General features: G+C 73.1%; 17 protein-coding genes. 4 read left to right on the top strand and 13 right to left on the bottom strand.

Translation table 11 applies throughout. The features are described 5' to 3' along the window. Positions 1-17: 17 nt before the first annotated feature. Together BJ961_RS20235 and BJ961_RS20240 are read right to left on the bottom strand one after the other, a co-directional pair. Positions 18-383, bottom strand: coding sequence for a transglycosylase family protein (locus BJ961_RS20235; protein WP_271414194.1), 366 nt, complete (start codon positions 381-383; stop codon positions 18-20). A gap of 98 nt (positions 384-481) precedes the next feature. Beyond that, positions 482-1,954 (bottom strand): sialate:H+ symport family MFS transporter, encoded by a 1,473-nt coding sequence (locus tag BJ961_RS20240; RefSeq protein ID WP_271414195.1) that lies wholly within the window; start codon positions 1,952-1,954, stop codon positions 482-484. A gap of 292 nt (positions 1,955-2,246) precedes the next feature. On the opposite strand from BJ961_RS20240, the gene BJ961_RS20245 reads away from it, so the two are divergent. After that, on the top strand, positions 2,247-2,738 hold the full coding sequence (locus tag BJ961_RS20245) for a DUF5949 family protein (protein ID WP_271414196.1): 492 nt from the start codon (positions 2,247-2,249) through the stop codon (positions 2,736-2,738). Between the two features lie 39 nt (positions 2,739-2,777). On the opposite strand, the gene BJ961_RS20250 is transcribed toward BJ961_RS20245, so the two are convergent. Together BJ961_RS20250 and BJ961_RS20255 are read right to left on the bottom strand one after the other, a co-directional pair. After that, a complete protein-coding gene (locus tag BJ961_RS20250; protein WP_271414197.1) occupies positions 2,778-3,314 on the bottom strand; it encodes a cysteine hydrolase family protein in 537 nt (178 codons plus the stop codon). Positions 3,315-3,388: 74 nt separating this feature from the next. Further along, positions 3,389-4,183, bottom strand: a complete 795-nt coding sequence (locus tag BJ961_RS20255) for a restriction endonuclease (RefSeq protein ID WP_271414198.1) — start codon at positions 4,181-4,183, stop codon at positions 3,389-3,391. A 143-nt stretch (positions 4,184-4,326) separates the two neighbouring features. Between BJ961_RS20255 and BJ961_RS20260 the strand changes: the two genes are divergently transcribed. Together BJ961_RS20260 and BJ961_RS20265 are read left to right on the top strand one after the other, a co-directional pair. Further along, positions 4,327-5,400 (top strand): right-handed parallel beta-helix repeat-containing protein, encoded by a 1,074-nt coding sequence (locus tag BJ961_RS20260; protein WP_271414199.1) that lies wholly within the window; start codon positions 4,327-4,329, stop codon positions 5,398-5,400. 64 nt (positions 5,401-5,464) lie between these two features. Next, positions 5,465-6,493 carry a methyltransferase gene (locus BJ961_RS20265; protein WP_271414200.1) on the top strand — a complete coding sequence of 343 codons (1,029 nt, stop codon included), beginning with the start codon at positions 5,465-5,467 and terminating at the stop codon, positions 6,491-6,493. Positions 6,494-6,570: 77 nt separating this feature from the next. Here the strand turns inward: BJ961_RS20265 and BJ961_RS20270 are convergent, their stop codons facing one another. The 6 genes from BJ961_RS20270 to BJ961_RS20295 form a co-directional block, all read right to left on the bottom strand. Continuing rightward, positions 6,571-7,737, bottom strand: coding sequence for a SchA/CurD-like domain-containing protein (locus tag BJ961_RS20270; RefSeq protein ID WP_271414201.1), 1,167 nt, complete (start codon positions 7,735-7,737; stop codon positions 6,571-6,573). Positions 7,738-7,884: 147 nt separating this feature from the next. Beyond that, complete coding sequence (locus BJ961_RS20275; RefSeq protein ID WP_271414202.1) at positions 7,885-8,568, bottom strand: class F sortase; 684 nt, start codon at positions 8,566-8,568, stop codon at positions 7,885-7,887. Between the two features lie 113 nt (positions 8,569-8,681). Further along, the gene (locus BJ961_RS20280) at positions 8,682-9,239 is read right to left on the bottom strand and encodes a hypothetical protein (RefSeq protein ID WP_271414203.1); all 558 of its coding nucleotides are present in this window, start codon (positions 9,237-9,239) and stop codon (positions 8,682-8,684) included. Between the two features lie 243 nt (positions 9,240-9,482). Beyond that, positions 9,483-11,387 carry a SpoIIE family protein phosphatase gene (locus BJ961_RS20285; RefSeq protein ID WP_271414204.1) on the bottom strand — a complete coding sequence of 635 codons (1,905 nt, stop codon included), beginning with the start codon at positions 11,385-11,387 and terminating at the stop codon, positions 9,483-9,485. Between the two features lie 227 nt (positions 11,388-11,614). Next, positions 11,615-12,088, bottom strand: coding sequence for an ATP-binding protein (locus tag BJ961_RS20290; RefSeq protein ID WP_271414205.1), 474 nt, complete (start codon positions 12,086-12,088; stop codon positions 11,615-11,617). Between the two features lie 102 nt (positions 12,089-12,190). After that, complete coding sequence (locus BJ961_RS20295) at positions 12,191-12,928, bottom strand: SAM-dependent methyltransferase (RefSeq protein WP_271414206.1); 738 nt, start codon at positions 12,926-12,928, stop codon at positions 12,191-12,193. A gap of 180 nt (positions 12,929-13,108) precedes the next feature. On the opposite strand from BJ961_RS20295, the gene BJ961_RS20300 reads away from it, so the two are divergent. Beyond that, positions 13,109-14,305, top strand: a complete 1,197-nt coding sequence (locus BJ961_RS20300; RefSeq protein ID WP_271414207.1) for a cytochrome P450 — start codon at positions 13,109-13,111, stop codon at positions 14,303-14,305. Between the two features lie 39 nt (positions 14,306-14,344). Here BJ961_RS20300 and pgm read toward each other — a convergent pair whose 3' ends face one another. The 3 genes from pgm to BJ961_RS20315 all read right to left on the bottom strand — a co-directional run bounded on the left by pgm (position 14,345) and on the right by BJ961_RS20315 (position 17,797). After that, positions 14,345-15,985, bottom strand: coding sequence for a phosphoglucomutase (alpha-D-glucose-1,6-bisphosphate-dependent) (gene pgm / locus BJ961_RS20305; protein WP_271414208.1), 1,641 nt, complete (start codon positions 15,983-15,985; stop codon positions 14,345-14,347). 158 nt (positions 15,986-16,143) lie between these two features. Further along, on the bottom strand, positions 16,144-16,572 hold the full coding sequence (locus BJ961_RS20310; RefSeq protein WP_271414209.1) for a hypothetical protein: 429 nt from the start codon (positions 16,570-16,572) through the stop codon (positions 16,144-16,146). A 289-nt stretch (positions 16,573-16,861) separates the two neighbouring features. Then, the gene (locus BJ961_RS20315; protein WP_271414210.1) at positions 16,862-17,797 is read right to left on the bottom strand and encodes a LysR family transcriptional regulator; all 936 of its coding nucleotides are present in this window, start codon (positions 17,795-17,797) and stop codon (positions 16,862-16,864) included. Positions 17,798-17,843: the final 46 nt, after the last annotated feature.

The following is a 17,843-nucleotide window of genomic DNA, read 5'->3' on the forward strand; positions in this document are numbered from 1 at the left end:
GGAGCGGACGGCCGTGGTCAGGAGCAGCCCCAGGCGGACATGCCCTGGATGCGCGCCAGGCGTTCCGCCACGGCGATCTGCTCGGCGCGGCTGGCGAGGTCGGCGCGCGGGGCGTACTCGAGGCCGCCGGCCGCGATCCAGCTCGACCGGGCGAACTGGAGGCCGCCGTAGTAGCCGTTGCCGGTGTTCGCCTGCCAGTTGCCGCTGGACTCGCAGGCGGCGATGGCGTCCCAGTCGGTGCGCAGGGGCACCGACGGCAAGGCCGCCGCTTCACCGGCCGCGCCCAGTGCCGTGGCGGCGACCAGGGTCATCACGGCGGCGCGGATCCGGTGGCCACGCGAACTGCGCACGTCGCTCTTATGAGCATGTCGTCTACAGATCATAAGAAGACTGTTACATCACGTGACCGCCGATCGCCGCGTGGGTCACCGTGGCTTGGGCCAGTCGGAGCACGCCCCTCCCCCCCCGGCCCCCGCATGCCTCACGGCACCGACGGCGCGCGTTCCGGGCTGTCCGGCACCGCCGCCTCGGCGGCGAGGTGGTCGGGGACGGCCTCCGCGTCGACGAGCCGGTTGAGCCGGCGCGGGACGTCGAAGCCGATCAGCAGGATCACCACGAGGGTCAGCGAGAAGGTCAGCACCGCCAGCGACTGGCCCAGGGACATGCTCGACGCCAGCCTCGCCCCGAGCACCGGCGCCACGGCCCCGCCCAGCGCGCCGACGTTGTAGGTGAAGCCCAGGAACGCGGCCCGCGTCTCGGTCGGGAAGTGCCCGGCGATGTACTTGGGCAGCAGCCCGGAGATGCCCTGACCGCAGGCGAGCATCAGGAACAGCAGGACGCCCAGTTGCAGTTGGCTGTCCCGGATGGCGAAGACGGGGAACACGAAGACCACGCCGACCGCCAGGGTGCAGGCGTACGCCCTGCGGGTGCCGAACCGGTCGCCCGTGAACCCGGCGACGACGCAGCCCGTCGTCGTGCCGAATCCGGCGTAGTACAGCGCGTCGCTGACCTGCGCCGGAGTGAAGCCCAGTTCCGTCTTGAGGTAGGTGGGCAGCAGCGCCTGGACGGGCCAGCTGTAGAGGAAGGCGCAGAAGACGGTGACGCAGAGCGCGACGAGGAGCACCCACCGTTTGCGGCCGCCCAGTTGCACCGCGAAGGCGACGAGGCAGGCCGCCGACAGGACGGAGAGGACGGGCACCGCGCCCGCTCCGAGCGGCGTGAACACCGCGAAGAGCGACCCTGTGGCGACGGCCGCGAGCACGGTGTTCACCGTCGCCCGGCGGCGGTCCGCGAACAGCGGCCGCAAGGGGTGGGGCCGTTCCCCGGTGGCCGCCACCCGCGCCTGCCAGTCGTCGGCCTCGGGCAGCGCCCGGCGTACCCACAGCGCGACGACGACCGGGAACAGGCCGATGTAGAACAGCCAGCGCCAGCCGTGTCCGGGCACCACGTGCTCGTACACCTCGGCAGCCAGTACGCCGCCCAGCGAGAAGCCGGAGATGAGGAATCCGGAGGCGCGGTTGCGCAGCCGGGCGGGCCAGCTCTCCAGGACGTAGGTGGCGCCGGCGCTGTACTCGCCGGCCATGCCCATGCCGATCAGCAGGCGGGCGGTGAACAGGCTGGTGTAGTCCCAGGCGAAGCCGCAGGCGAAGGTGCCGACCGAGTACAGCAGGATGCTGGCCACCATGGCGCTCTTGCGGCCGAACCGGTCGCCGAGCGCGCCGAGCACGGCGCCGCCCAGCCAGCGGGTGATGAAGGCCCCGGAGACCAGGCTGGCGGATTCGACGGTCGTCAGTGCGAAGTCGTCGGCGATCTCGGTCAGCACCAGGGTGATGAGGACGAAGTCGAAACCGTCGAGGAGGTAGCCGATCCAGGCGGCGAAGAAGGACTTCCACTTCTGCCGGGTGACCTCGCGGTACCAGGGCGGGGAGGTCGGGATGGTGCGGGCAGATGACATGGCGATCCTGTGCGGGCCCGTGCGAGGGGGAGACACGCGTCGGGGACGAGCGGGCGGGCGGGACGGGGCCCCGGTGACCGAGAACGCAGGAGGTCCGACGTCCTGGGGAAGTCACACATGGCGGAGCACCGGCTGTCAAGGGTCGACGTCGCACGTCGCCTGCGCCCGGTCACGGTCGGGTCGGCACCGGCGCCGGGCGGGCACCCCTCGTTCGTGTGAAGAAACGCGGAGGTGTCGTCCAGTCGGGTGACAGCCGGGCGGGTGCGTCCGCGCGCCCGCTTACGGTTTCGCGGTGACCTCGATCTCCACTGACCCGCGCCCCCTGCGAACCGCCGACCTCGGCACGCTCGTCATCATGTGCTGGAGCCGTGAGACGCCCGCCGGCGACGTCCCCTTCCTCCTCGCCTGCTCCCTCGGCGACGGGGCGGGCGGCCCGGAGGCGGCCCCGGCCGCCGTGGAAGGGCTGCTGAGCCGTGCCGGACTCGCCGTGGGCGGCGACACCGTCCTGGACGCGACCGTCCTGCCCGCGCTGCCGGTCGGGCTGCTCGTCGTGCCGGGCGCGGCGGCCCTCACCATGCCGGGCGTCAACGCCCAGTTCGTTCCCACCCAGCGGTGGCGGGCGGCGGTGGACCAGCGAGGCTACGCCTGTCTCATCTTCGCCACCCGTCCCTGGCCCGGCGGCGAGCCCGGTGACGGCGAGGCGGTCGCCGCCTTCGCCAACGACGAGGACACCCTCTCCTCGGCGGCTCAGGTCGTCCTGCCCGTACGCAGCCTGCGGAGCTGACACCGGGCACCCGCCCCTCTCACGGGGCGGCGGGTCCCCTCACGTCCACAGCTCGCCGCTGTCGCACACCAGGGCGCCCATGTTCCGCTCCATCATGCGCAGCGCCGCGTCCGCCAGGTCGGCGTGGATGTGGGCCACCGCGTCGCGCGGCACGATGACCTGGAGGTGGCGGATGTGCGCGTCGAGCGCCGAGTACAGCACGCACTGCTCGGTCACCTGCCCGCACAGCACGAGCCGGTCGATTCCCTGCTGGTGGAGCAGGTAGGTCAGCGGGGTCTCGAAGAAGACCGAGTGACGTGCCTTGACCACGAAGAGGGAGGACTCGTCGGGCTTCAGTGGCTCGACGAGCCGGGAGTGGGGTCCGGAGAGGGCCTTGTCGAGGATCTCGCCGTGGTGCGAGCGCCACTCCCCGAAGTTGTCGTTGACGTAGATCACCGGGACGCCCTGCCGCCTCGCCCGCTCGAGCAGGCCGGTGACCTTCGGCAGCACGGCCTCCACGGCCGGGATCAGGTGCTCGGCGTCCTGGTGGTCGTAGGTGTTGATCATGTCGATGACGATCAGCGCGGTCTTGCCCATGCCGCCCAGGTTGCCACCCGGCGGCGGGAAAACGCCTCTCCACCCGCCGACCGCGGGTGGGCGGGTGGCCCCGCTCATCCCTGGGTCCGGCCGGCGGGCCCCGTCCCCTCCGCCTCGGGCGGGAGCGGCTCCCAGGGGGCCGGTCCCCCGCCCTCGCACCAGTCGCGCAGCCGCTCCTCGTTCACGCAGACTATGCCGGACCGCTCGGCGTAGTCCGCGGCCGGTGCGGTGAAGTCGGTGCTGGTGACGAGGACCGCCACATCGGCCTCGTGGACGGTGAAGCAGGTGCCGCCGAAACGCTGGAGGTCCTGGGAGCCGACCTTGTTGTCGTCGCTGTAGCGCTTGCACTGGATGACGATCCGCCGGCCGTCGGGCGCCACCGCCAGCACGTCGGCGCCGAGGTCGCCCGCCCCGCCCACGACCTCGACCTCGGCGCAGCCGTCCCGCCGGCACAGGTCGGCTATCGCCTCCTCGAACTCGTCGGGGCTGAGCTCCAGGTGCTCGGTGGGGACGAGCAGGGTGGTCTCCTCGCCGGGCGCGTGCTCCGCCGGTCGCGCCGCGCGGTCCTCCTCCAGTTCGTCCAGGGTCGTCGCCGTGGCCACCGCCAGGGCGTCCGTGGTGCGCAGGGCCGCCCGTGCCGCGGGGTCGCGGCCGCGCACCCGCCGGCGCAGAAGGACGGCCGTGACCGTCCCGAGCAGCAGGACGAGCACCCACGCCGGGCGCCGTTCCGCGACGTCGAACGCCATGCGCACGACCCACCCGGCCAGGACCAGGGCGATGGCGGCGAGGCCGAACGTCACGGTCGTCGCCCGGAGGTCGAAGCGACGCCTCGCACGTCTGTCTGGGGCACGGCGTTCGGGCACGGTCACGTTGTCGCTCCTCCACGGATGGCCGACATGAAGATCATGTACGCCTTGTGCCCAAGAACCACCGCTTCAGCGCCCGTTCATGACACGCCGTCGGATGGCTCATCACCACCGTCGGGGAATATTTCAGGCATACCTTTCCGAATATGAAGAAATGCCATGTCGTGTACCTGGTGTGCACCGCAGCGATGATCGGGACGGCGCTCGGCGCGGCTCCCGCGTCCTCCGTCCCCATGACCCACGTGGTCCACCCCGGAGAGTCGATCCAGAAGGCGGTGGACGCCGCCCACTCGGGCGACACCGTCCTGGTCGCCCCCGGCACCTACTACGAGAGCGTCAAGGTGAGCACTCCGGGACTCACCCTGCGCGGCGTGGGCCGCGGCACGGTCGTCAGGCCGAGCACGAAGAAGGCGGCCGACGGCAACACCTGCGCCGAGGGCGGCAACGGCATCTGCGTGATCGGGACGAAGGACAAGAACGTCAAGGGCATCACCGTCGCCGACCTCACGGTCACCGGCTTCACCCGCACCGGCGTGTTCTCCATGGCCACCGACGGGCTGACGGTCCGGAACGTGAACGCGGTGAAGAACGGTGTCTGGGGCATCGCCCAGGAGCGCTCGGTCCACGGCACCTTCCGCGGCAACACCGCCCGCGACAACGGCGACGCGGGCATCTTCCTCGCCAACAACATCAAGGCCGAGGAGGGCGCCGCCGACACCGAGGGCACCCTCGTCGCGCACAACCGGCTCGAGGGCAACCGCATCGGCGTCACCGTCCGGCGGCTGCGCAACCTCGCCGTCGCGGACAACCACATCACCGGCAACTGCGCGGGCGTGTTCGTCGTCGGCGACGAGAACAAGCCCAAGGCCGGCGACCTGGTCGTGCGCGACAACCACGTGGTGCGCAACAACAAGTCGTGCCCGAAGACCGACCGGCTGGAGGCGCTCCAGGGCTCCGGCATCGTCCTGACCGGCGTCGAGAAGGTCCTGGTCGCCGACAACACCGTCGAGGGCAACTCGGGCACGTCGTCGATGTCGGGCGGCATCGTCCTGGCCGCGAGCATGGTGGGCACCGCCAACGCGAAGAACGAGGTCAACGGCAACCGGCTGAGCGGGAACTCCCCCGCCGACCTGGTGAACGCCGGGACCGGCGACACCGCCAGGAGCAACACCTTCACCGGCAACGCCTGCGGCGCCTCCAAGCCCGCGGGCCTGTGCTGAGCCGGCCGCAGCCACCCGTGGACCGAAGAGGGCCCATGGACCGAAGAAGGAAGGAAAGCGGCACATGACGACCGCACAGACTGCCCCGCCCCCGCCCATGCGGCTGAGGGAGCTCGTGTTCGGGGCGGCGTGTGCCGCCGCCCTCCGCGCGGCCGCCCGGCTCGGTGTCGCCGACGCCCTCGGCGAGACCCCCACGGCCGTGGAGGACCTCGCGGCCGCGGTGAAGACCGAGCCCAAGCCGCTGCGCCGGCTGCTGCGCGCCCTGACCTGCTACGGCGTCTTCACCGAGCACAAGGACGGCGCCTTCGCGCACACCGACATGTCCCGCCTGCTGCGCGAGGACGACCCGCACAGCCTGCGCAACATCACCCTGTGGTGCACCGAGCCGTGGACCTGGGACGCCTGGCCCCTGCTCGACGAGGCGGTACGCACCGGCTCCAACGTCGTCGAGGGCCTGTACGGCAAGGAGTTCTTCACCTACCTCAACGAGGACGCCCCCCAGTCGGCCGAGGTGTTCAACCGTGCCATGACGACGTCCAGCCGGCAGTCGGCCCAGGACGTCGCCGCGCTGCTCGACCTGTCGGGCAGCGCGTCGGTCGCCGACATCGGCGGCGGCCAGGGGCACGTGGTGGCGAGCCTGCTGGAGAAGTACCCCGCCATGCAGGGCACCCTGCTCGACCTGCCGCGGGTGGTGGAGAACGCCGACCCCCGGCTGCGCGAGGGCGGCTCGCTCGCGGACCGCGTCCGGATCGTGCCGGGCGACTGCCGCGAGGCCATCCCCGTGCGGGCCGACGTGTACGTCATCAAGAACATCCTGGAGTGGGACGACGAGAGCACCGCTCGCGCCCTGCGCAACGTCATGGCGGCCGGCGGGCCCGGGGCGCGGGTCGTCGTCATCGAGAACCTCGTCGACGACAGCCCCTCGATGCGGTTCAGCACCGCCATGGACCTGCTGCTCCTCCTCAACGTCGGCGGCGCCAAGCACACCACCGACAGCATGGTCGGCCGGCTGACCGACGCGGGCCTCGTCATCGGCGACATCCGCCCGGTCAACCCGTACCTGCACGCCTTCGACTGCACCGTGCCGAAGTGAGCTGACCCGCGGACGCACACGCGTCGGCCGCCGGACCGCCACCCAGCGGTCCGGCGGCCGACGTGTGCGCGGGCCGTTCAGGCGTCCGGCGCACGCCGGTCGGTGACCAGTTCCATGCGGGCGCCCTCCAGAGCGCGGACGAGTCCGCCGTCCCCGGGGGAACCGGCGTCGGTGAAGCCGTCCAGCAGGGTCGTCAGTTCGGCCGCCCGCTCCGGGTCCGGAAGACCGAGGGTCACCGCCGGGTCGCCCCCGTGGAGGTCGCCCCGTACGTCGACCAGCCGCACCACGACGTCGTCGCGCTGGAAGATGGTGCTGCACAGGACGGGGCCGCCCGGCTCGTTCGCCGCCGCCTCGTCGCGCTCGGCGAGGAGCTGGGCCAGGCGCATCCCGCACCCCGGCCGGGCCGGGTAGGACAGCGCGTGCCGCGTCGCCCGAGGGTCCTGCTCCCCCGCCGTCACGTGGTGGACCGCGGGCAGCGCCGCGCGCGTGTAGAACACCCGGGCCGACTCCGGGTCGCCGAGGTCCCGCTCCTGCTCCAGGTACGGGTTGATGGCCTCCTCGACGGCCCGCACCTCGGGCTGCTCGGCCACGTGCCGCAGGGCCGCGAGCAGGTCGCCGCGCACCTCGATGGCCCGCACCACCCGGTTGCCGTGCAGGAACAGGGAGGTGCGGCACAGCCGCGTGGTGTCGTCGACCCGCGGCTCGGGCGAGGCGTAGTCGGCGAGGATCTTGCCGACCGCGTCCTCGCTGCCCGGCTTCACCGTGAAGGTGAGCGCGTGCCGGATGACACCGTCGCCGACGCGGGGCGCCGACTGCAGCCCGCCCCGGCCGGGTCCGGCGCCCGTCTCCGAGCGGCCGGTCTCGCGGACCACGTGGAACCGCAGCGACCTGGTGTCCCGCACGCAGCTGTGCAGCGGCTTGACCATCCGCACGTGCTCCTCGCTGCTCACCCAGTTCAGGAACGGCGGTGCGCTCTCCCACTCGCTGGTGATGAGCCACTGGGAGGGGTTCTCGATGGACTGGCACAGCTGCTCGCCGATGTGCCCGGGGACGGACTCGACGTGGCTGCGCAGGTTCTCGTACGTCTCGAGGAACTGCTGCTGGGCTCCGTCGTAGACCTCCACCAGCAGGACGACCCGCAGGCGGGAGCCGTCGAACACGGACTGCGAGACCTGGTGCGACAGCTGTCGCGTCAGCTCCTCGGAGGCGAGCGGTTCGGCAGCGGGGGTGGGCGTGGTGGTCATCGCGCGCACATCTCCTTCGCGGGGGTGGGACTGAACGTCGGCCGCGGTGATGCGACGCCGGCTTGCCTCGATCCTGTGTCGGGCCCCGACGGCGCGCGACTCGTGTGCACTGCGCGGGTGACCGGTACCGGGGACGGCCCGGGAGCCTCAGGTGAGGTGCGCGAAGACGACCAGGTTGTCCGTGTAGTCCTTGACCTTGTGGTCGTAGTCGCCCGCACAGGTGATGAGGCGCACCTCGGGGCGGTCGGTGTCGCCGTAGACGCGTTCGCTGGGGAACTCGTCCTTGGCGAAGGTCTCCGTGCTGTCGACCACGAACGTCGCGCTGCGTCCGTCGGCGCGCTCGACCTGGAACTTGTCGCCCTTGTCGAGCTGGTCCAGGCGGGCGAAGACGGCGGCGGACGTCTTCGTGTCCACGTGCCCGGCGATGATCGAGGTCCCCTTCTCGCCGGGGGAGGCGCCCTTGGCGTACCAGCCGACGAGGTTGGTGTCGGCGGCCGGCGGGGGCTGCAGCTGCCCGTTGGCACCGATGGCGAGGTCGGTGAAGGGGGCGTCGACGGAGATCTCCGGGACCAGCAGGCGCACCGGCTTCGAGCGGGGCAGGGCGGAGCCCGCCGCGGCGGTGGCGGGCGGGGCGGACGACGCGGTCGTGCCGGGCCGTGCGGGCAGCGGGGGGCGGGAGGAGTCGGCCGAGGTGTCGTTGCCGCCGACCAGGCTGACCGCCAGGATCAGCAGGGCCACGGCGCACAGCGTCATCAGGCCCGAGCGGGAACCCTGACCGGTCGTCGCCGTCTCGTCGTCGGCGGGGGCTGGGGCGGAAGGGGGGACTGCCATCGGGGAGCACCTCACTAGGACACGGCAGCACGGCGGACACGGTGGGTGGAAGCGAGCCGGGCCGCCCCGCGGTTCCTGGGTGGCGGCCCGGCTGCTATCGCGCCCGGCACGGCTTACGCCATTCCGTGGGCCGACTTCTTGCGTCGGACGGCGTACAGACCGGTCGCGGCGACGGCCAGGACGGCCAGCCCGCCCGCGGTCGTGGTCGGCGCGTCCAGTGCGCCACCGCCGGTGTGCATGCCACCGCGCGGCTTCTCGTTCTCGCCGCCGCCCCAGGACTTCTCGCCCTCGTCCTGCTGGTACGTCTCGGAGCCCTGCTTGGACTCCTTGCCGCCGCCGTCCCAGTCGCCCTCGCTCACCGCGGCCAGCGCGCCGCCACCGGTGTGCATGCCGCCGCGCGGCTCCTCGTGCTTGCCCCCGTTGTCGTGCTCCTTGCCGGAGGAGGTGTCGTCGTGGTTCCAGTCGCCCTCGCTCACCGCGGCCAGCGCGCCGCCACCGGTGTGCATGCCGCCGCGCGGCTCCTCGTGCTTGCCTCCGTTGTCGTGCTCCTTGCTGTAGGAGGAGTCGTCGTGGTCCCAGTCGCCGCCGGCCGCCGCGTAGGCGCCGGGTGCGCCGAGGACGATGACGGCCGAGGCCGCCGCCGTGGTCAGGAGCATCCGAGCAGAACGCATCTGAGGTTCCTTCCGTCACGACCGGGCAGCTGGTGCTTCGTCAGCTGAGGTGACCCGGTCTCGACGTGAATCACCGTCAGCCAGCCGTCCCGCTCGCACCACTCAAGGCGCTCAGCCGGGTGAACGAGCCGCCCGTCCGGGTGCCCGGGCGGCCTCCGGGCCGAGGGCCGAACACACCGGTGCGGCACGGTGGTTGGCCGGTGCGGACGGGGCGTCATCCGCGGTGTTCCGTCGTCCGCGGCTCTACTCCTCCGGGGCGGCGTGGGTCGGGTCCTTCACCTCGGCCTCCTGGCGCCGGGAGCCGGGCGCGGCCCGGTCGGGGGTGGCCTCGCTGTGCCCGGACTGGGGCGGTGGGGGCGGCGAGGTGTCGGCGGGGCCGCCGGCTCCGGTGGCGGGCAGGCGCAGGGCGAGCAGGGCCACGTCGTCGCCGCGGGGCGCGATGCGGGCGAGCAGTTCGTCGCAGAAGTCGTCGACGCTCCACTTCTCCAGCCGCCGGGCGAGGACTCCGGCGTGGTGGCGGAGCTGGTCCATTCCGGTGTCGATGGGGCGGTCGCGGCTCTCCACCAGGCCGTCGGTGTAGAGCAGGAGGATGCTCTCCGGCGGGAGTTCCGCACGGGTGTCGGGCCAGTCCAGGCCGAGGCGCAGGGTGGCACTCATGCCGATGAGCGGGCCGTGGCCGCCCTCCAGGAAGCGTGTCTCGCCGTCCCGCGCGACCAGCAGGGGCGGCGGGTGACCCGCGTTGACCCAGTGGAGGCGCCAGGGGCCGCCCTCGGCGCCCTCGACGCGGGCGAAGACGAGGGTGGCCATGGGGGCGTCGCTGGTGTTGGTCACCGCTTCGTCCAGGCGGCGCATGATCACGCTGGGCGGCTCCTGGTGGTCCCAGGCGAGGGCGCGCAGCATGTTGCGGACCTCGGCCATGTGCGCGGCGGCCTGCAGGTCGTGTCCGACGACGTCCCCGATGACCAGGGCCAGGACGCCGTCGCCGAGGAGGAAGGCGTCGTACCAGTCGCCGCCGACCTCCATGGCGCTCTCGGCGGGCCAGTAGCGGGCGGCCATCCGGAGGTGGTCCACCTGCGGGAGGGGGGTGAGGAGCTGGCGCTGCATGGTCTCGGCGACGTTCTGCTGCTCGTGGTAGAGCCGGGCGTTGTCCAGGACCAGTCCGACGCGGCGGCCGATGTCGGCCAGCAGCGCGATCTCGGCCTCGGTGTGCGCGGGGCGCTCGTCGGCGCGGGCCACGGTCAGGATGCCGTAGGACCGGTGCCGGGTGCGGAGGGGGACGACGACGGCCGCGTGTCCGCCGAGCCGTTCGAACAGCACCCGGTGGGTGGTGGCGAGCGGGTTCTCCGGGTCCTGGAACAGCTCCTCGGCCTTCAGGGGGACGGGCCGGTCGCCCTTGACGAGCAGGGTCAGCGCGGCGCGGGCCTGGTCCGGCAACGAGGCCATGGGGCCGCGCAGTGGTCTGGCCCGGTCCGGCCGGGTGCTGCTGCGGACGGCGACGCGTTCCAGTACGTCCGACTGCCCCGGGTAGACGTCGACCGCCGCCCACTGCCCCAGTTCCGGCACCAGCAGCCGTACGAGGCGGCGGAGCGTGGTGGAGGCGCCCTCGGTGGGGACCAGCACCGTGGAGATCTCGGCGACCAGGTGCAGCTGGGCGGTGAGGGTCTCCAGGGCGGCGGTCCGCGCCTCGGTCTCCTCGGCGGCGCTGCGGTGCAGGCTGAAGTCGTGGAAGACCAGCACCAGCCCTTCCTGGCGTCCGCCGCGTACGAGGGGGGTCGTCGCCCAGATGATGGGGACCGTGGTGCCGTCGGCGCGCTGGAAGTACTCGTCGCTGCCCTCCTCGGCGGGCACCCCGTGCAGGGGGCTGCGCAGCGCGCACCGGTCGCGCGGCACGGGGCTGCCGTCGGCGTGCCGGTGCAGGAGGTCGTGCGCGTCGTGGCCGAGCATCTCCCGCTCCGACCGTCCCAGCAGGTGCTCGGCCCAGGGGTTCACCGAGGTGATCCGGGCGGTGGGGCCGAGGGTGAGGACGCCCGCGCCGAGGGCGCGCAGGACGGCGCGGGGGAAGTCGGGCTCCGGTGCGCCGGGCGTCTCGTCCGCCCCGTCGTGCCCTGGTTCCCCGCCGTCCCGGTGGCCCGCCCAGCGTGACGTCACGACCCTCACAGCCTTCCGATGGCGTCCATCCCGCCAGGTTCCCCCGGCGGGCGGCGCCGAACCGCTCCGCAGGGCCGGAGGGGGCGGGGAGCGGTCGCGCAATTCACCCGCTCCGCCGGTCCCGGGCCCCGTGCGTCGCGGCCGCTCGGTCCGTCGCGCACCGGCTGCGGGCCAGGGGCGGCCGCCCGTGCGGCGGCGGTGCGGGGCCGGGGGCGAGGTGCCGGCGGTCAGGCCGGGCGGCCGAGGGCGGCCGTGCCGGTCAGGTGGTCGGCGAGCCCCACCGCGGCCCTCATGCGTTTGCCGACCGGTTCCCGGTGCACCTCGAAGCTCTCGCAGACGGCCATGACTATCTCCAGCCCGTGCCGGCCGACGCGGGCGGGGTCGGCCGTCTCGGCGACCGGCAGCACCGGTTCGCTGTCCCACACGGTGACCTCCACCCGGTCCTCGGCCAGCTCCAGGTCGACCAGTGAGGGGCCCGGCGCGTATTTGCAGGCGTTCGTCAGCAGCTCGCTGACCACCAGTTGCACCAGTTCCACCGCGCGGTCGGACACCGGGGGTCCCTGTGCCGCCCGCACCCGTGCCAGAAACATCCGGGCCAGCTCGCGGCCCCGGGCGATGTCGCCGGGCATGCCCTCGTACTGCGCCGAAACCTTGACCGGCTCTTCTCTCGGCCGATCCCCCTTGCGGGCAGCCCCGTTCATCCGATCCGCCCTCTTCCTGAGCCTTGACCGTTACGCCAGCCCGTCTACCCCCGAATCCGGGAAACATCACCCGCCCCGGTGCCCGCCTCCGGTACAGCGGTGTCAGGCGTGTGTCGGGCGCAGGACCAGGCACAGGAAGCCCAGCGTGTCCCGGTAGCCGCGGAGCCACGACTCGCGGTGGGCGCCGGCCGTCTCGAGTACCTGTGCACGGTCCGGGTCGTCGGGATGGCGCAGGGCCCAGTCGGCCAGTGCACCGGTCCAGGACCACTCGTAGTCGTCGAGTTCCTGCCGGGTGCTGATGTGCCCGCCGACGGGTGTCCAGCCGTCGGCGACGACCCGGTCCAGTGTCGTCGGCAGATCGGCGAGGTCGCCGAGCATGTCGACGGCCTCGGAGGACGGTGGTCGTTCCCAGTATCCGTCGCCGACCAGGACCCGCCCCTGGGGAGCCAGGTGCGCACGTGCGGCGGCGAGGGTGGCGGACAGGCCGCCGAAGGCATGCGTCGAACCGACGCAGAGGACCAGGTCGAAGCGGTGCGCGGCGGTGAAGCGGGCGGCGTCCCGGTGGTGCAGGGTCAGCCGGTCCCCCACCGCGAGCCGGGTGGCCTGGGCACGGGCCCGGTCGAGGGCGCTCCCGGAGGTGTCCACGCCCTCGGCCGTGAGGCCCGGGTACGCGCGAAGGGCGCGCAGGAGCCACTCCCCGCCCCCGCAGCCGAGGTCGAGGACGTGCGCGCCGTCGCCGGGGACCGCGCGGGTGAGGAGTCGGTGTACCGAGCCGTCGTCGAGCGGGGCCGCGATCGGGTGGTCGGCGTGGGCGAGTCGGGAGATCTGTTGACGATCCACCGGCGGAGCCTCGCACGGCGGCCCGGGCGGCGCACCCGGTTTTCGGACCGGCCCGACCCGGCGGCGTCCGAGAACGGCGGATTCCGGGGCTGGTCGGCGTCAGGCGGGTGTCCGATGCTGTGACCACGTCGTCGGGCCGGGGGCCGGTGGGGCCCCGCGGCCGCAGTGGGAGGTGGCCCGGTGGGGCAGGACGGACAGGTCTGCGCGCGGAAGGCCGACCGGGGCCGGCCGCGGCCGGCGTGCCCGGTCGACCGGGCGGCGGACGGAACGTGGCAGGTGCACGATTTCGCCGTCGCGCGGGCGCTGCTGCGCGGCCCCGGTACCGTGCAGGCCGGTCTCGGCGTCGAGACGGTGGAGAAGCTCCCGCCGCGCGTGCGACGGCCCGTGCTCTACCGGGACGGACCGGAGCACCGGGAGCACCGCAGGCAGACCGCCCGCTTCTTCACCCCGCGCCGGGTGGACGAGCACTACCGGGAGCTGATGGTCCGGATCGCCGAGGAGCAGGTGGCGCACCTGTGCGAGGCGGGTGAGGCACCGCTCTCCGATCTGGCCTTCGGTCTGGCGATCGGAGTGGTGAGCGAGGTCGTCGGGCTGCGGTACAGCAGGCCCGGCATCCGCCGCAGGCTGGAGCGGTTCTTCCCGGAGGAGTTCGGCGAGCCGGGACTGACGAGTGTCCGGGGCCTGTACTGGCTGGTGCGGCAGAACACCAACTGGCTCCGCATCCACCTGGCCGACGTGCGCCCCGCGATCCGCGCGCACCGCGGCCGTGAGCACGACGACCTGATCTCCCACCTGGTCGCGGAGGGCTGCTCGGACGTCGAGATCCTCGGCGAGTGCCTGACGTTCGCGGCGGCGGGCATGGTCACGACGCGCGAGTTCGTCTGCCTGGCCGCCTGGCACCTGTTCTCGGATCCCGAGCTGCTCGACCGCTACCGGTCGGCGGACGAGCCGGGACGGCTCGCCGTGCTCCAGGAGCTGCTGCGGCTGGAGCCGGTCATCGGCCGGTTGCGCAGGCGGGCCACCGGGCCCGTGGAACTGCCCTGTCCCGACGGGCCGGTGACCGTGCGCCCCGGTGAGTACGTCGAGGTCCACCTGGACGACGTCAACACCGACGCGGAGGCCGTGGGCGACGATCCGCTGCTCGTGCGCCCCGAGCGCGCCGAGGCGGTCGGGGCGGGGCTCTCCTTCTGCGACGGGCCGCACCGGTGCCCCGGGGCGCACATCGCCCTGCTGGAGACCGATGTGTTCCTCAGCCGCCTGTTCGCCCTCGACGGCGTCCGGATGAACGGGGCACCGCGTGTCGCGTTCCAGGAGGCGATCGACGGCTACGAGATCAGGGGGCTGACCGTGGCGCTCCCCCGGGCCGGCCGTGGCTGACCGGCCCGGGGGAGGACGTACGGTGTCCGCGGTACGGCGTCAGCCGGCCAGGGCGGCGAGGACGACGGTTTTGGCCTCGTCCTGCACCTGCCGGAGGTGGTCCGCGCCGAGGAAGGACTCGCCGTAGATCTTGTAGACGTCCTCGGTGCCGGAGGGCCGGGCCGCGAACCAGGCGTTCTCGGTGGTCACCTTGATGCCGCCGATGGGGGCGCCGTTGCCCGGCGCCTCGGTGAGGACGGCGGTGACCGGCTCCCCGGCGAGGGTGTCGGCGGTGACCTGGGCCGGTGACAGCTTGGCCAGGCGGGCCTTCTCCTCGCGGGTGGCGGGCGCGTCGATGCGCGCGTAGGCGGGTTCGCCGAAGCGGGCGGTGAGCGCCGCGTAGTGCTCGGAGGGCGTCTTGCCGGTGACGGCGGTGATCTCGGAGGCGAGCAGGGCGAGGATGATGCCGTCCTTGTCGGTGGTCCACACGGAGCCGTCCCGGCGCAGGAACGACGCCCCGGCGGACTCCTCGCCGCCGAAGCCGAGGGAGCCGTCGACCAGTCCGTCGACGAACCACTTGAAGCCCACGGGGACTTCGACCAGCCGTCGGCCGAGGTCGGCGGCGACCCGGTCGATCATGCCGGAGGACACCAGCGTCTTGCCGACGCCCGCGACGGCCGGCCAGTCGGTGCGGTGGGCGTAGAGGTAGGCGATGGCGGTGGCCAGGTAGTGGTTGGGGTTCATCAGGCCGCCGTCGGGGGTGACGATGCCGTGCCGGTCGGCGTCGGCGTCGTTGCCCGTGGAGATGTCGAAGCGGTCGCGCCGCTCGATGAGGGAGGCCATCGCGTGCGGCGACGAGCAGTCCATGCGGATCTTGCCGTCCCAGTCGAGCGTCATGAACCGCCAGGTCGGGTCGGCGAGCGGGTTGACCACCGTCAGGTCGAGGCGGTGCTGCTCGGCGATGCGGCCCCAGTACGCGACGGAGGCGCCGCCCAGCGGGTCGGCGCCGATGCGCACCCCGGCCGAGCGGATCGCGTCGAGGTCGAGGACGCTCGGCAGGTCGCGGACGTAGGTGTCGAGGAAGTCGTACCGTCCGGTGCCGGGGGCGGCGAGCGCCCGCGTGTAGGGGATGCGCCGTACGTCCTTCAGTCCGGCCGTGATGATTTCGTTGGCCCGGTCCTGGATCCAGGAGGTGGCGTCGGAACCGGCCGGGCCCCCGTTCGGCGGGTTGTACTTGAAGCCGCCGTCGGCGGGCGGGTTGTGCGAGGGGGTGACGACCACGCCGTCGGCGAGGCCCGAGGTGCGGCCCCGGTTGTGGGTGAGGATGGCGTGGGAGACCGCCGGGGTGGGGGTGTAGCCGTCCGCGCCGTCGATGAGGACGGTCACGTCGTTGGCGGCGAACACCTCCAGTGCGGTGACGCGTGCGGGCTCGGACAGGGCGTGGGTGTCGGCGCCCAGGAAGAGCGGGCCGTCGGTGCCCTGTGCCGAGCGGTACTCGCAGATGGCCTGGCTGGTGGCGGCGATGTGGTCGTCGTTGAACGCCGCCGCCAGCGACGAACCCCGGTGCCCGGACGTGCCGAAGGCCACGCGCTGGGCGGGCTCGGCGGTGTCCGGGCGCAGGGCGTAGTAGGCCGTCACCAGCCTGGCGACGTCGATCAGGTCATCGGGGCCGGCCGGCTTCCCGGCTCGGTCGTGCTGCATGCGCCCACTCCTCCGCGTCGGTCGGGACTTCGCTCGCGGTCCCATCTTCCCCTGTTCGGGCAGTGGTGCCGTACGTTCCGGCCGTGGCCGGGCGAAGTGCCGGGTACGGGGAGGGGCCGGGAGCGACGGTCCCGCCGGTGCGGCCGGGCGGCGCGGTGTCAGATCCGGCCGCCGGTCAGGCGGGTGAGGGGACCGTGCGTGTGCCGTCCGGCGCGGCGGCCCACCGCGTACGAGGCGGCGCTCACGGCGGTGATGCCGGCGCCCACGCCGGCCGCGACGAGCTTGCGGTGGGCGATGACCGTCCACGCCGTCTTCGCGGTGGCGGCGACCTGGCCCGAGGTGGTGACGACGGCCTGGCGGCCGGCCGCGACGCCCTTGGCCGCCGTCTGCATGGCGCCGTTCGCGGCGTCGGCCGAACGCTGGGCGCCGGCCTTGGCCGCCGACGCGGCGTCACCGGCCTTGTCCGCGGTGGCCTGTCCGGCCCGTGCGGCGGGTGCGGTCGCCTTCTCGGCGGCGCCGCGCGCCTTGGACTCGGCGGTCCGGGTGCTGGTGGGCTTCTTGTTCGTGTCCTTGTTCGGATCGCTCATGGACACCGCCTTGCCCCTCCCCGCGGCGGCAAACACGAACGGCCCCCGCGGACGGTCAACGGGTCTCCGGTGTCAGGGCTTTGACGCGCCGTGGGGCGGGCGGCGCGCACGGTCCGACCCAGGCCCCGCGCATGATCCGGTCCAACCCGTGCACGCGCCGCACGGCCGGCAGGTCGGCCACCGAGCCGCCCATGACCACCATGGTCCGGCCGCCCGCGCGGTGTCCGCCGGAGGTGGCGTGGAGGGTCGGTTCCGGGGCCGTCGTGACGGTGGTCCTGGCGGCGGACCGTCAGCGGGCCGCGGTCGGCGGCAGCTGGGCCGGGCTCACCTGCTCGCCCAGCACCTCCGCCATGAACTGCACCAGCCAGCGCTGCGCCGGGCTGCGCGAGGACTCGTGCCGGGCGTACAGGGCGATCTCGATGGGCTCGGTCTCGAACGGCAGGCGCACCAGGCGCACCCGGTGGGAGGCGGTGAAGACCTCCCCGACGTACTCGGGGACGATGGCCACCAGGTCGGTCTGCTCCAGCAGGTAGGGCAGCATCGAGAAGCGGGTGGCGTCCACGGCGACCCGTTCCAGGAGGCCGTGTGCGCCCAGCAGGGCCCTGGGCGTGACGTGTCCGCTGGGGCCGAACACCGTGGCGTGGTGCTCGGCCGCGAGGTCCCCCGCGGTGACCGCGTCGCCCCGTACCCGCGGATGGTCCGCGGCGACCATCAGGACGTAGCGCTCGCGGAAGAGCGGGATGCGCACGGTCAGGTGCGAGGTGATCACCGGGGTGGCCACGAACGCGTCGAGGTCGCCCCGGCGCAACTGGCCCTCGGCGTCCTCCACGTCGAACGGGCGGACGGTGAACGACACCCCCGGCGCCCGTTCGCGCGCCGCCGCCACCAGCCTCGGCAGCAGCGTCGCCTCGCCGAGGTCGGACAGCGCGATGGTGAAGCGGCCCGACATGGTCGCGGCGTCGAAGAGGTCGCCCTGGCGGACCGTGCCGTCGATCTCGGCCAGCGCGCGCTGGAGCGGCAGGTACAGCCGCCGGGCGCCGGCGGTGGGGGTCAGCCCGCGTCCGTTGCGGCGGAACAGCTCGTCGTCGAAGTGCCGTCGCAGTTTGCCCAGGCTGTAGCTGACGGTGGGCTGGGTGACGTGGAGCGTCTCGGCGGTGGCCGTCACACTGCCGGTCTCGTAGAGGAGGACGAAGACGCGGGCCAGGTTGAGATCGAAGGTGCCCATATCGAGGAACTCTATATCGCGGCGGCGAAACATCTATTGGTGCCCA

It is taken from the genome of Streptomyces lienomycini, assembly GCF_027947595.1.
GTDB lineage: Bacteria > Actinomycetota > Actinomycetes > Streptomycetales > Streptomycetaceae > Streptomyces > Streptomyces lienomycini.